Consider the following 13,317-nt stretch of genomic DNA (forward strand, 5'->3'; position numbering starts at 1 on the left):
GCAACTCCTACTAAGGAGGCACTTACTGGACGCTCCTTCGCCGCGATGCAAGGATGCGCCCACCTGCCAGTCATACGCGCGGAAGGAGCCTCTGCGATGCAGGGCGACCCCGAGGTCATCGAGTTTCTCAATGAGCAGCTGACCGCCGAATTGACCGCAATCAACCAGTACTTCCTGCACGCGAAGATGCAGGAGAACTTCGGCTGGACGAAGCTCGCCAAGTACACCCGGGCCGAGTCCTTCGACGAGATGAAGCACGCCGAGGTACTCACCGACCGCATCCTCTTCCTGGAGGGCCTGCCGAACTACCAGCGCCTGTTCCATGTGCGGATCGGGCAGTCGGTGCACGAGATGTTCCAGGCGGACCGGCAGATCGAGGTGGAGGCGATCGATCGCCTCAGGCGAGGCATCGAGGTAATGCGCGGCAAGGGCGACATCACCTCGGCGAACATCTTCGAGTCGATCCTCGCGGACGAGGAGCACCACATCGACTACCTCGACACGCAGCTGGAGCTGGTGGACAAGCTCGGTGAGGCGCTGTACATCGCGCAGCTGATCGAGCAGCCGGAGGGCTGAGCGCGCCGCTCACCGGACCGGGCGAGGTTCCAGCGGCTCCGGTGTCGTCGAGCTCGGCTTCGCGCGAGGTTCAGGCGGCCTCGTCGAGCGCGGGACGGGCGCCGGGGGCCGCATCAGCGGCCAGGACGGCGGTGCTGTCGCCGTTCTCCAGCAGCTCCCGGCGGGGGCACTCCCCACGGCCGAGCAGACCCTGGATGCGGCGCACGCACGAACCGCAGTCCGTGCCGGCCTTCGACACCGACGCTATCTGGCGGGGGGTGCAGGCACCGGCCTCCGCGTGTTCCTTGACCTGCTTCTCCGTGATGCCGAAGCAAGAGCAGACGTACACGCGGTTCACCTCCCGGGAAATCGAGCGGGATCGATAAGTGGCGCCGCCCCGATTACTCGGTGAGGCTAACCTAACCTTACCCGCCGCCTGCGGGACGCAAAAGCCCGGAATACGACCGTGGGGCGCGGATCACATGGATCCGCGCCCCACCGTCGTCGAGCCGTCACTACTGGTCGCGGTACATCTCCGCCACCAGGAACGCCAGGTCCAGGGACTGGCTGCGGTTCAGCCGGGGGTCGCAGGCCGTCTCGTAGCGCTGGTGCAGATCGTCGACGAAGATCTCGTCGCCGCCGCCCACGCACTCGGTGACGTCGTCACCGGTGAGCTCGACATGGATGCCGCCGGGGTGGGTGCCGAGCGCCTTGTGGACCTCGAAGAAGCCCTTGACCTCGTCCAGCACGTCGTCGAAGCGGCGGGTCTTGTGGCCGGAGGCCGCCTCGAAGGTGTTGCCGTGCATCGGGTCGGTCACCCAGGCCACGGTCGCGCCCGACGCGGTCACCTTCTCGACCAGCTCGGGGAGCTTGTCGCGCACCTTGTCGGCGCCCATGCGGACGATGAACGTCAGCCGGCCAGGCTCGCGCTCCGGGTCGAGCTTGTCGACGTACTGCAGGGCCTCGTCGACGGTCGTCGTCGGGCCGAGCTTGATGCCGATCGGGTTGCGGATCCGGGACGCGAACTCGACGTGCGCCCCGTCAAGCTGCCGGGTGCGCTCACCGATCCAGACCATGTGGCCCGAGGTGTCGTAGAGCTGCCCGGAGCGCGAGTCCACCCGCGTGAGCGCCGACTCGTAGTCCAGCAGCAGCGCCTCGTGGGAGGCGTAGAACTCGACCGTGCGGAACTCCGCCGGGTCGGTGCCGCAGGCCTTCATGAAGTTCAGCGCGTTGTCGATCTCGCGGGCGAGCTGCTCGTAGCGCTGGCCGGACGGGGACGACTTCACGAAGTCCTGGTTCCAGGCGTGCACCTGGCGCAGGTCGGCGTAACCGCCGGTGGTGAAGGCGCGCACCAGGTTGAGCGTGGAGGCGGACGCGTTGTACATCCGCTTCAGGCGCTCGGGGTCCGGGATGCGGGCCTCTTCGGTGAAGTCGAAGCCGTTGACGGAGTCGCCCCGGTAGGTGGGGAGCGTCATCCCGTCGCGGGTCTCGGTCGGCTTGGAGCGGGGCTTGGAGTACTGTCCGGCGATCCGGCCGACCTTGACGACCGGCACGGAAGCCGCGTACGTCAGCACGGCACCCATCTGAAGCAGCGTCTTGAGCTTGTTACGGATGTGGTCGGCGGACACGGCGTCGAAGGCCTCGGCGCAGTCGCCGCCCTGGAGCAGGAACGCCTCGCCCTTGGCGACGGCTCCCATCCGGGCGCGCAGCTGGTCGCACTCGCCCGCGAAGACGAGCGGCGGATACGACTCGAGGTCCGCGATCACATCGCGCAGAGCCTCGGCATCGGGGTACTCGGGCTGCTGCGCCGCGGGCAGGTTTCGCCAGGTGTTGCCACCAGCGGTGGTCTTAGCGTTCACGGTCACGCCGTCAACATTACGGGGTCGTGAGCGCTGTCCATGTCGGCGCTCAGCAGGTGAGACGACCCCGGGCCATCGTTGTCATGCACTGGTGTTAGCCTCAAGCGCTTGCGACCCGGCGGGGAGCCGCGGTCGCCATCACTTCCGAGCCTGCAGGGGCGGGCCTTGAACTGGGGTGGGGCGTGAATCCGAGACATCGGAGAAATCGTAAGAAGAGATCGATCCTGTACGGGGTAGCCGCTGCCGTCGTGGCGTCCGCCGTCGCCGGCACGGTCGCTGTCGCATCGCCGGAACTGCTGGGCGGGGACAGCGAGACCGCGGCCGTGGCACCGGGGGCGCAGCTCCAGGCGGAGTTCGAGAAGGCCGCTGACGAGTTCGACGTCCCCCAGAGCGTGCTGATGGCGGTCTCGTACCGGCAGACGCGCTGGGAGGCCCACCAGGGCGAGCCGAGTGTCACCGGCGCGTACAACGTGATGGGGCTGACCAGCGTCCAGCCGGGGGACGTCGAGCAGCACGAGGACAAGGAGCGCCTGGCGCACCTGAACTCGAGCGGCAACCCGGAGATCGAGAAGACCTTCGACGCCGCGAAGGCGCTGGCGGCCCTGCCGAAGGAGACGGTCGACACCGACGACCCCCGTCTGCACACGCTGGACGAGGCCGCCGAGCTGATCGACAGCTCCGAGGAGTCCGTGAAGACCGACGCGGGGACGAGCATCCGAGCGGGTGCCGCGCTGCTCGCCGAGTACCAGAAGGAGGTCACGGGCGACCTGCCCGACGAGGCCGACGAGTGGTACGCGGCCGTGGCGCGCTACAGCCAGTCGCCGGACCGCAAGGGCGCCGACCTGTTCGCCAAGCGCGTCTTCGAGTCGATCCGCACCGGCGAGAGCCGCCTGACCGCCGACGGCCAGCAGGTCACCCTGGCCGCCGACCCGTCCGCCAACCCGGTCAAGCCGTCGAAGCTGCCGCTGGCGACGACCGTGAGCACGACGGCGACTCCGACACCCGAGTGCCCGGTGGGCCTGAACTGCAACTACATCCCTGCCGAGGTGCCGAGCACCGGCCAGCGCAACTACACGCTGGCGAGCCGCCCGGCGAACGGCTTCGACGTCCGCCGGATCGTCGTGCACGACACCGAGGGCAGCTACGAAGGCACCATCGCCACCTTCCAGAGCTCCACGGCACGGGGCAGCGCGCACTACCTGATCCGCGCCTCCGACGGTCTGGTCACCCAGATGGTCGAGAACAAGAACATCGCCTGGCACGCGGGCAACTGGACCGCGAACATGCACGACATCGGCATCGAGCACGAGGGCTACGCCATCAGGGCGGGCAGCTGGTACACCGAGCCCCAGTACGAGTCCTCCGCGGCACTGGTGAAGTTCCTGGCGGCCAAGTACGGCATCCCGCTCGACCGTGAGCACATCATCGGCCACGACGAGGTCCCGGGACAGCTGGACGCCAAGGTCGCCGGCATGCACTGGGACGCCGGTCCCTACTGGGACTGGAACCACTACATGTCGCTGATCGGCGCCCCCACCGGCGCCGGCGGCGCGGGCGGCCCGCTCAAGGCCGGCCAGCTGGTCCGCGTGGTACCGCCGTTCACCACGGCGAACCAACCCACACTGACGTACGGCGGCGAGACCAAGCCCGTCGACCCCCGCCCGTCGAACTTCCTCTACCTCTACACGCAGCCGTCCACGTCCTCGGCCACGATCACCGACCCCTACTTCCCCACGTACCTCTGGTCCGAGGGGCCGAACTGGGGCAACAAGGTCGTGGCCGGCGGCACCTACGTCGTCGCCGAGGCCCGGAACGACTGGACGGCGATCTGGTACGCCGGGAAGAAGGCGTGGTTCCGGAACCCGGGCGGCCAGTACACCGCGCCCGTCACCGGTGGCACGCTCGTGAAGCCCGTGACCGGAGCGAAGCTGTACGGGCGGTCGTTCCCGGAGGCGTCGGCCTACGAGGGCACCGGACAGTCCGCCCCGACGGACAACCCGAACTACCTGTCGAAGTACACGGTCGCGACCGGCCAGGCCTACGCGAAGGCCGGCGACGCCGTCCTCGGTGACGACTACTTCGGCTCCGCGCAGGTCCGGGTCGAAGGCACGACGGACGTCTACGTCCCGATCCGCTACAACCACCGCCTGGCCTGGGTGAAGTCGACCGAGGTCACGGAGGCCACGCCCGCCGCGCCCGACTCCGGCACCACCCGCTTCAACCTGCTGGGCCGTGACTCCGGCGGCTCCCTGTACCAGTACCAGGGCACCGGCAGCACGACGCCGCCGTTCTTCAGCCGCTACCGGATCGGCGGCGGCTGGCAGGGCTACAACGTGATCACCGACCTCGGACCGCTCCGCGCCGACGGCACCGGTGACATGGTCGCCCGGGACAGCGGTGGCTACCTCTGGTACTACCAGGGCAGCGGCAACAAGAACCAGCCGTTCAAGGCCCGCGTCAAGGTCGGACCCGGCTGGAACATGTTCAACCTGCTCGTCGGATCCCAGGACCTCGACGGGGACGGCATCAGCGACATGGTGGGCCGTGAGCCCTCCGGCGCCCTGTGGTTCTACAAGGGCACCGGCACGCCGTCCGCTCCCTTCGCCCCCCGCACCAAGGTGGGCGACGGCTGGCAGACCTACAACCTGCTCATCGCCACCGGCGACCTGAACAAGGACGGCAAGGGCGACGCGGTCGGCCGGGACAAGTCCGGTTACCTGTGGTTCTACAAGGGCACGGGCAACGCGGCCGCTCCGTTCGCGGCACGCGTCAAGGTCGGCGGCGGCTGGAACATGTTCAACACGATGAACGCCACCGGGGATCTGAACAAGGACGGCATCGCCGACATGGTGGGCCGTGAGCCCTCCGGCGCCCTGTGGTTCTACAGGGGCACCGGCGACCCGGCCGCCCCGTTCGCCGCCCGCACGTCGGTCGGCAACGGCTGGCAGATCTACAACCTGCTGGTCTGACCCGTACGGCCCGCAGGCACTCCGCCCGCGGCGCAGCGGCCGTCCTCATCGTGGGACGTGCCGCAGCGCCGCGGGCGGATGCGTTAGGGTCGGCGGCATGTTCGCGCAGCAGATCCAGAACTGGTGGTGGACCGCACATCGGCGGCCCACCTCCTGATCGCGCGCAGCACCGGATCATCAAGGCCGCCCGAGGGGCGGCCTTCGGTGTTCTCGCCACCAGCGGCCGTTCCTCTCCCCCGGAAGGAACACCCGCATGACCGACAGCCTCGGCAGACTCATCAGCCGGCTCCTGGGCGACGACTGCCCTCCGTTCGCACTGCTGCACCGGCGCACGCCCGGCCGTGACCACGGCACCGTCGAGGTGCTGATCGGGGACGTGCACCACGCCGAACGCCTCGCCGACCTCCCCGTGGGCGAGCGTCCCGCGCTGGCGCTCATCCCGTTCCGCCAGATCGCCGAGCGCGGCTTCGACGTCCGCGACGACGGGACACCGCTCGCCGTGCTGGTCGCCGACGAGTGCCATGAGCCGGGGCTGGACGACGTCCTCGCGCAGCTCCCCCGGCACGCCGTGCGGGTCGAGGGCGGTGCGTTCGACGTCGGCGACGAGGAGTACGCGGACATCGTGCGCCGGGTGATCGAGGACGAGATCGGGCAGGGCGAGGGAGCGAACTTCGTCATCCGCCGCACCTTCACCGGCCACATCTCCGGCTTCTCCCGCGCCGACGCACTGGCCCTGTTCCGGCGGTTGCTGGCCGGCGAGCGGGGCGCGTACTGGACCTTCGTCGTCCACACGGGCACGAGGACCCTGGTGGGTGCGAGCCCCGAGGTGCATGTGCGGATGAGCGGCGGGACGGTCGTGATGAATCCGATCAGCGGGACGTTCCGCTATCCGCCCGAGGGCCCGAGTGCAAAGGCGCTGCTCGGCTTCCTCGACGACCGCAAGGAGCGCGAGGAACTGTCGATGGTCGTCGACGAGGAGCTGAAGATGATGTGCACCGTCGGCGACATGGGCGGTGTGGTGGTGGGTCCGCGGCTCAAGGAGATGACTCATCTCGCCCATACCGAATACGAGTTGCGGGGACGTTCGTCCCTCGATGTGCGCGAGGTGCTGAAGGAGACCATGTTCGCGGCGACGGTCACGGGCTCGCCGGTGCAGAACGCGTGCCGGGTCATCGAGCGCCATGAGCCCCTCGGGCGGGACGGTGCCGGCCGCGGTTACTACGCGGGGGCGCTGGCCCTGATCGGCCTGGACGGTGCCGGCGCGCAGACGCTCGACTCGCCGATCCTGATCCGCACCGCCGACATCGACGCGACAGGGGCGCTGCGTGTCCCGGTCGGGGCCACGCTGGTACGGCACTCGGACCCGCAAGGCGAGGTGGCCGAGACGCACGCCAAGGCGGCGGCCGTGCTGGCGGCCCTCGGGGTGCGGCCTGGGCGCGCCGGGGGACCGGCGGTGCGGCCCCGGCTCGCCGACGACCCTCGCGTACGGGCGGCGCTGGACGCCCGGCGCGCGGACCTGGCGCCGTTCTGGCTGCGGATGCAGGAGAGGTCCGCGCGGTTGTCCGGCCATGCCCTGGTGGTCGACGGCGAGGACACGTTCACCTCGATGCTGGCGCATCTGCTGCGCTCGTCGGGCCTGGAGGTGTCGGTGCACCGGTACGACGAGCCGGAGCTGCGGGAGCGGGTGCTCGGCCATCAGGGGCCGGTGGTGCTGGGGCCAGGCCCCGGCGACCCCGCCGACGCGGGCGACGAGAAGATGCGGCTGCTGCGCGGGCTCGCCGCAGATCTGCTGCGCGAACACCGGCAGGGGCCCGACCGTAATCCGACCACCACACCTCATCGAGGCGCTTCGGGCCGCACCTTCCTGTTGGGGGTGTGTCTGGGGCACGAGCTGATGGCGGCCGAACTCGGCCTGGACATCGTCCGCAAGGACGAGCCGTACCAGGGCGCCCAGGAGCGGATCGACTTCTTCGGGCGCCCGGAGACGGTCGGCTTCTACAACAGCTTCACCGCACGCTGCGACGCGGATGGCGCGTCGGCACTGCTCGCGGACCGCGCCGTGGAGGTCGCCCGGGACACGGCCACGGGGGACGTGCACGCGCTGCGCGGTCCGGGGTTCGCCTCGGTGCAGTTCCACCCGGAGTCGGTCCTGACGCTCGACGGCGCGGCCCTGGTGGCCGAACTGCTCGCGGCGGTCCCGGCCCAGCGGCCTTGAGCGGCGGACGGCGCTGCGGGGACACGGTCGTCCTCGCAGCGCCCGTTGCGGCGGCTCAGCCGAAGAAGACGCCGATCTCCGCATACAGCGCGGGGTCGACCGTCTTGAGCCTCGCCGTGGCATCGGCGATGGGTACGCGCACGATGTCGGTGCCGCGCAGCGCGACCATCTTCCCGTAGTCGCCGTCCCGCACCGCGTCGATCGCGTGCAGACCGAACCTGGTGGCGAGCCAGCGGTCGAAGGCGCTCGGGGTGCCGCCGCGCTGGACGTGGCCGAGGACCGTGGTACGGGCCTCCTTGCCCGTACGGCTCTCGATCTCCTTCGCCAGCCACTCCCCCACTCCGGAGAGCCGGACATGGCCGAAGGAGTCGAGCGAGCCGTCCTTGAGGACCGCGTCGCCGTCCTTGGGCATGGCGCCCTCGGCGACGACCACGATGGGGGCGTAGCTGGCCCGGAAGCGTGAGGTCACCCAGGCGCAGACCTGGTCGACGTCGAAGCGCTGCTCGGGGATGAGGATGACGTTCGCCCCGCCGGCGAGACCCGAGTGCAGGGCGATCCACCCTGCGTGACGGCCCATCACCTCGACGACGAGGACGCGCATATGGGACTCGGCGGTGGTGTGCAGCCGGTCGATGGCCTCGGTGGCGATGCCGACGGCGGTGTCGAAGCCGAAGGTGTAGTCGGTGGCGGACAGGTCGTTGTCGATGGTCTTGGGCACACCGACGCAACTGATGCCGTACTCCTCGTACAGCCGTGCCGCCACGCCGAGGGTGTCCTCGCCGCCGATCGCGACGAGCGCGTCCACCTCGTGCTTGGCGAGGTTCTCCTTGATACGGCGGATGCCGCTCTCCTCCTTGAGCGGGTTGGTGCGCGAAGAGCCGAGGATGGTGCCGCCGCGGGGCAGGATGCCCCGGACGGCGGGGATGTCGAGGGGGATGTGGTCGCCGTCGAGCGGTCCGCGCCAGCCGTCGCGGTAGCCGACGAACTCGTACGCGTACTCCTGGACGCCCTTGCGGACGAGGCCGCGGATGACCGCGTTGAGGCCGGGGCAGTCGCCGCCCCCGGTCAGTACTCCGACGCGCATGGAACTTCCCTTCGCCTGGGGTGGACCCTAGGACCGTCACGCTAATGGTGATCCAGGTCACTCAGGGATGGGGCGAAGGGTCAATTCCTCTACGACTCCGGGACATCGAGCGGACGTCATTCACCCGTACGGGTAACGCGGCGGAGGTGACGGTGACTCAGGCGTCGTCGAGACCCGCCTCGATCGCGTACCGCACGAGCTCCACGCGGTTGTGCAGCTGGAGCTTGCCGAGGGTGTTCTGCACATGGTTCTGCACGGTGCGGTGCGAGATGACGAGACGCTCGGCGATCTGTTTGTACGACAGCCCCTTGGCGACCAGCCGCAGCACCTCGGTCTCCCGGTCGGTCAGCTGCGGAGCCTTCTGCGCGTCACCGCCCGGGGAGGGGGCGGGCTCGGACGCGAGTCGGCGGTACTCTCCGAGGACCAGACCGGCGAGGCCCGGGGTGAAGACGGGATCGCCCGCGGCCGTGCGCCCCACGGCGTCCGTCAGTTCCTCCGTGCTCGCCGACTTGAGCAGATAGCCGGTGGCCCCTGACTTCACGGCCTCCAGGACGTCCGCATGCTCACCGCTCGCGGACAGCACCAGCACCCGCAGGCCGGGCAGGGCCGCGACGAGCTCCTTGCACACCTGGACGCCGGGCAGCTCGGGCAGGTTGAGGTCGAGCACGAGGACATCGGGGGTGACGGCCTTCGCCCGGCGCACCGCCTGCGCACCGTCCCCGGCCGTGGCGACCACGTCGAAACCCGCCGCCGCCAGATCGCGTGCGACCGCGTCCCGCCACATCGGATGGTCGTCGACGACCATCACCGTGATCGGCTTCGCTCCGGTCATTTCTCCGCCTTCCCCCGTGGGACCTTCAACTCGACTTCCGTGCCCTGCCCCGGCACCGAGACCAGCTCGGCCGTGCCTCCCAGGTCGCGCAGCCGGCCCCGGATGGACAGGGCCACTCCCATCCGGCCCTCCCCCTCGGCCTGCGCGAGCCTGCCCTCCGCGATGCCGGGGCCGTCGTCCCGGACCGTGACGACGACCTCGTCCGGCCAGTCCTCGACCAGGATCCACGTCTGGGCGTTCTCGCCGGCGTGCCGACGGACATTGTCCAGGGCGGCGCCGACGGCGGCCGCGACCTCCGCCGCCGCATGGGCCGGGAGCAGCACCGGGGCGCCGGGCTCGGAGAGCGTCACGCGCGAGGTGACGAAGGAGGCGAGCAGCGTGCGCACGTCGCACGGCTCGCCCGGGCCGGCGCCGTCGGGCACCCGGCGCCGGCCTGGCCGGGCGGGCACGGTGCTCTCCACCGCCGTGTCACGGTCTGGCGCCGTGCCGCCGTCCGCCGCCGTGTCCCCGTCCGCCGCAGCGGAACGCGGCGGCGGCAGCAGTCCGCCCGCCACCAGGCTGCGCAGAGCGACCTCCTGCTCCCCCGCCATCCGGCCGAGCTCCGCAGCCTCACCGCCGAGCGCGGTGCCGCGCCGCTGGACCATCGCCAGCACCTGAAGCACGCTGTCGTGGATGTCGCGGGCCAGGCGCTCGCGCTCGCGGGTCGCCGCCTCGATCTCCAGGGCGCGGGCGAGGGTGCGCTCGGAGGCCCGGGCGACCTCGACGACATAGCCGATCGCGATCGAGGCGACCCAGACGAGCAGCACGTTGTGAAAGGTGTCGCGGCTGGGCTCGCCGCGCTCGATGATGTTGGCGACCGCGACCAGCGAGGAGGCGAAACCGGCCCAGCGCCAGCCGCCCTTGATGGCGAAGGCCAGGACGGAGCCCGCTGTCCATATGGTCGGCAGCGTCGGGCCGTCCTGTGTCTGCGCCTGGGCGTCGGCGAGCGGGGTGAGCAGGATGCCGGTCAGGGCGATGGTCAGATCGGCGATCAGGAAACCGCGGGTGCACCGGGCCGCGTTGGACACCTTGGGCAGCGTGGCGAGGGTCCACACGACCATGACGGCGAGGAAGCCGACCGCCACGGCAGGACGTTCGAACTTGTCCGGTGCGAACGCGAACAGCAGCACCGCGTAGACCATCGTCAGGACGCGGTAGCCGGCGAGCGCGCGCCACAGCGGCAGCTCGACCGACATCCGTACGACGCGCTCGCGCCCGGTCATCTCCCCCACCCCCGAAGCTGTGTCCGTCTCGGCTAGGCCGCCGGACGCTGCGCCTTCTTCGCCTTCTCGGCCTCTGCCCTGGCCGCCTTCTCGGCCTCTGCCCGGGCGGCCTTGCGAGCCTTCTCCTCGTCGGCGATCTGACGCTTCGCAGCGGTCGCGTAGATGTCGACGTACTCCTGGCCGGACAGCTTCATGATCTCGTACATGACCTCGTCGGTCACCGAGCGCAGGATGAAGCGGTCACCCTCCATGCCGTGGTACCGGCTGAAGTCCAGCGGCTTGCCGATCCGGATGCCGGGACGCATCAGCTTGGGGACGATCTTGCCAGGCGGCTGGATCTTCTCGGTGTCGATCATCGCGACCGGGATCACGGGCGCGCCGGTCGCCAGCGCCACCCGCGCGAGCCCGCCGGGCTTGCCGCGGTAGAGCCGGCCGTCCGGGGAACGGGTGCCCTCGGGGTAGATGCCGAAAAGACCGCCGGACTCGATGACGTCGACACCGGCCTTGATCGCCGCCTCGCCCGCGCCGCGCGCGCCGGAGCGGTCCACCGGCAGCTGCCCCACGCCCTTGAAGAAGGCGGCGGTCAGCCTGCCCTTGACTCCGGGCGAGGTGAAGTATTCCGCCTTGGCGATGAAGGTCACCTTGCGGTCGAGCACGGCGGGGAGGAAGAAGGAGTCGGAGAAGGACAGGTGGTTGCTCGCGAGGATCGCGGGGCCCTCGGCCGGAATGTTCTCCAGGCCCTCCACCCATGGCCTGAAGGCGAGCTTCAGCGATCCCCCGATGGAGAACTTCATGGCTCCGTAGATCAACTCGAAATCCTCCTGTGTGTTCTCGAACAGACCTTAACCCCTGGTGGCCTGCGTCCTGTCGTGCCGGGCCCGCCGGACGCGGTGACGGCCCTGGTCGGTGTCCGTCCGGTCGCGTACCGTGAAGTACACCTTGGGGGCCGTCACACGCGCCCATGACGTCCAACATTCCCCGTACACCTCACGAACAGGAGACCCCGGTGCCGGTCCTTCCTGGAGCCGAGCCATACCGCCGCGAAGGCGGCGAGGTCGGCGTCCTTCTCTGTCACGGATTCACCGGTTGCCCGCAGTCGCTGCGCCCCTGGGCCGAGTATCTGGCGGAGCGGGGGCTCACGGTGTCCCTGCCACTGCTGCCGGGACACGGCACCCGCTGGCAGGACATGCAGGTGACCGGCTGGCAGGACTGGTACGCGGAGGTGGACCGCGAACTGCGTTCCCTGCGGGAGCGGTGCAGCCGTGTCTTCGTCTTCGGCCTCTCCATGGGCGGCGCGCTCACCCTGCGCCTGGCCGCCAAGCACGGGGACGCCGTGCAGGGCGTCGTGGTGGTCAACCCGGCCAACAAGGTGCACGGCGCGATGGCGTCGCTGCTGCCCGTGGTGCGCCATCTGGTGCCCTCCACGAAGGGGCTGACCAGCGACATCGCGAAGCCGGGGGTCGAGGAGGTGGGGTACGACCGGGTGCCGCTGCACGCGGCGCACTCGGTACGGCAGTTCTTCCGGCTCGTCGACGGCGAGCTGCCACAGGTCACCCAGCCGATGCTGCTGCTGCACAGCCCCCAGGACCACGTCGTGCCGCCCGCGGACTCGGCGCGGATCCTCAGCCGCGTCTCGTCGACGGACGTCACGGAGATCCTGCTGGAACAGAGCTACCACGTGGCGACGTTGGACCACGATGCGGAGCGGATCTTCGAGGAGAGTTACGCGTTCATCGGCCGGCTCGCGCCGGAGGCCGGGACCACGGGGTCCCCCGCGACGGAGTCCCTGGGAGGGAGCACGACCGGTGGCTGAGCAGCACGATGCGGACCGAGAGCCGCAGCCGATCGACGAGGAGGCCGCTTGGGCGGCCATCGTCGCGGGGTACGGCGACGAGCCGGCGGATCCGCCGGGCGCCAAGCCGTTCAAGTCCGTGGACGACCTGGCACGCCTGGAGGGCGGGGTGAACGAGCGGCCCAAGCCCCCGAAGGAAGCCGCCGAGGAGCCGCCCGTGCTGGGCAGCTCGATCACGTTCGCGCCGGGCGTCGGCGGGGGCGGCCCCCGCGACTACCAGGTCGCGGAGGCGAGTGACGAGGACTTCGACGAGACCGACGAGGGCCACTTCGTCCCACCAGAGCCGCCGCCCCTGCCGGACGCGGACGTGACGGCGAAGTTCGCGTGGCTGGCGGTGGTGGGCGGCCCGGTGCTGATGCTGGTCGCGGTGCTGCTGGGATGGGACATGACGTGGTGGCTGACGACGCTGTGCATCGGCGGCTTCCTGGGCGGGTTCGCGACGCTGGTGGCACGGATGTCGTCGGACGACGACGAGGAGGACGACCCGGGTCGGGGCGCGGTGGTGTAGCAGGGCGCGGGTACGGGGCCCCTGCGCCTTGGGCTGCGCGCCCGGCCCGGCCCCGCGGGGCGGGCGGTGCCCGCAGGGCGACTCCGGCCCGGTGGCGTTCCATGGCGCGGGGTGCCGAGCCTGTCCCGCAGCCGGCATGCCTCGGCCCCCGCGCGGGCGCCGGTACTTGGGCCGCTGCGCG

General features: G+C 70.4%; 12 protein-coding genes. 6 read left to right on the forward strand and 6 right to left on the reverse strand.

Features of this window, described 5'->3' with window-relative positions:
- Positions 1–96 precede the first annotated feature (96 nt).
- Positions 97–576 carry a bacterioferritin gene (bfr, locus tag ACH5AF_RS15310; protein WP_398902130.1) on the forward strand — a complete coding sequence of 160 codons (480 nt, stop codon included), beginning with the start codon at positions 97–99 and terminating at the stop codon, positions 574–576.
- A 70-nt stretch (positions 577–646) separates the two neighbouring features.
- Here the strand turns inward: bfr and ACH5AF_RS15315 are convergent, their stop codons facing one another.
- Entirely contained in the window at positions 647–913 is a 267-nt protein-coding gene (locus ACH5AF_RS15315) for a bacterioferritin-associated ferredoxin (protein WP_398902131.1), read from the reverse strand.
- Between the two features lie 157 nt (positions 914–1,070).
- Positions 1,071–2,414: a class II 3-deoxy-7-phosphoheptulonate synthase gene (locus tag ACH5AF_RS15320; RefSeq protein ID WP_398902285.1), complete on the reverse strand. Its 1,344-nt coding sequence runs from the start codon at positions 2,412–2,414 to the stop codon at positions 1,071–1,073.
- Between the two features lie 182 nt (positions 2,415–2,596).
- Between ACH5AF_RS15320 and ACH5AF_RS15325 the strand changes: the two genes are divergently transcribed.
- The 3 genes from ACH5AF_RS15325 to ACH5AF_RS15335 all read left to right on the forward strand — a co-directional run bounded on the left by ACH5AF_RS15325 (position 2,597) and on the right by ACH5AF_RS15335 (position 7,598).
- Positions 2,597–5,383: an N-acetylmuramoyl-L-alanine amidase gene (locus ACH5AF_RS15325; RefSeq protein WP_398902132.1), complete on the forward strand. Its 2,787-nt coding sequence runs from the start codon at positions 2,597–2,599 to the stop codon at positions 5,381–5,383.
- 97 nt (positions 5,384–5,480) lie between these two features.
- Positions 5,481–5,540 carry a trp operon leader peptide gene (locus tag ACH5AF_RS15330; protein WP_177152834.1) on the forward strand — a complete coding sequence of 20 codons (60 nt, stop codon included), beginning with the start codon at positions 5,481–5,483 and terminating at the stop codon, positions 5,538–5,540.
- Between the two features lie 96 nt (positions 5,541–5,636).
- Positions 5,637–7,598 carry an anthranilate synthase family protein gene (locus tag ACH5AF_RS15335; RefSeq protein ID WP_398902133.1) on the forward strand — a complete coding sequence of 654 codons (1,962 nt, stop codon included), beginning with the start codon at positions 5,637–5,639 and terminating at the stop codon, positions 7,596–7,598.
- A 55-nt stretch (positions 7,599–7,653) separates the two neighbouring features.
- Here the strand turns inward: ACH5AF_RS15335 and ACH5AF_RS15340 are convergent, their stop codons facing one another.
- From ACH5AF_RS15340 to ACH5AF_RS15355, 4 genes are all read right to left on the reverse strand, one after another.
- On the reverse strand, positions 7,654–8,682 hold the full coding sequence (locus ACH5AF_RS15340) for a 6-phosphofructokinase (protein WP_398902134.1): 1,029 nt from the start codon (positions 8,680–8,682) through the stop codon (positions 7,654–7,656).
- Between the two features lie 157 nt (positions 8,683–8,839).
- Complete coding sequence (locus ACH5AF_RS15345) at positions 8,840–9,514, reverse strand: response regulator (RefSeq protein ID WP_398902135.1); 675 nt, start codon at positions 9,512–9,514, stop codon at positions 8,840–8,842.
- Positions 9,511–10,776 carry a MacS family sensor histidine kinase gene (macS, locus tag ACH5AF_RS15350; RefSeq protein ID WP_398902136.1) on the reverse strand — a complete coding sequence of 422 codons (1,266 nt, stop codon included), beginning with the start codon at positions 10,774–10,776 and terminating at the stop codon, positions 9,511–9,513. The genes ACH5AF_RS15345 and macS overlap by 4 nt, the downstream gene beginning before the upstream one ends.
- A 32-nt stretch (positions 10,777–10,808) precedes the next feature.
- Positions 10,809–11,585, reverse strand: a complete 777-nt coding sequence (locus ACH5AF_RS15355) for a lysophospholipid acyltransferase family protein (protein WP_398902137.1) — start codon at positions 11,583–11,585, stop codon at positions 10,809–10,811.
- A gap of 197 nt (positions 11,586–11,782) precedes the next feature.
- Here ACH5AF_RS15355 and ACH5AF_RS15360 point away from each other — a divergent pair, with 197 nt between their 5' ends.
- Both ACH5AF_RS15360 and ACH5AF_RS15365 read left to right on the forward strand, forming a co-directional pair.
- Positions 11,783–12,589 (forward strand): alpha/beta hydrolase, encoded by an 807-nt coding sequence (locus ACH5AF_RS15360; RefSeq protein WP_398902138.1) that lies wholly within the window; start codon positions 11,783–11,785, stop codon positions 12,587–12,589.
- Entirely contained in the window at positions 12,582–13,136 is a 555-nt protein-coding gene (locus ACH5AF_RS15365; protein ID WP_398902139.1) for a hypothetical protein, read from the forward strand. The genes ACH5AF_RS15360 and ACH5AF_RS15365 overlap by 8 nt, the downstream gene beginning before the upstream one ends.
- The last annotated feature ends 181 nt before the right edge of the window (positions 13,137–13,317 follow it).

Source organism: Streptomyces sp. NPDC018833, assembly GCF_044390825.1.
GTDB lineage: Bacteria > Actinomycetota > Actinomycetes > Streptomycetales > Streptomycetaceae > Streptomyces.

Excerpts from the sequence above, each read along its gene's own strand:
- macS (WP_398902136.1), bottom strand. The coding sequence starts at position 10,776 with ATGACCGGGCGCGAGCGCGTCGTACGGATGTCGGTCGAGCTGCCGCTG.
- ACH5AF_RS15335 (WP_398902133.1), top strand. The coding sequence starts at position 5,637 with ATGACCGACAGCCTCGGCAGACTCATCAGCCGGCTCCTGGGCGACGAC.
- ACH5AF_RS15345 (WP_398902135.1), bottom strand. The coding sequence starts at position 9,514 with ATGACCGGAGCGAAGCCGATCACGGTGATGGTCGTCGACGACCATCCG.
- bfr (WP_398902130.1), top strand. The coding sequence starts at position 97 with ATGCAGGGCGACCCCGAGGTCATCGAGTTTCTCAATGAGCAGCTGACC.
- ACH5AF_RS15340 (WP_398902134.1), bottom strand. The coding sequence starts at position 8,682 with ATGCGCGTCGGAGTACTGACCGGGGGCGGCGACTGCCCCGGCCTCAAC.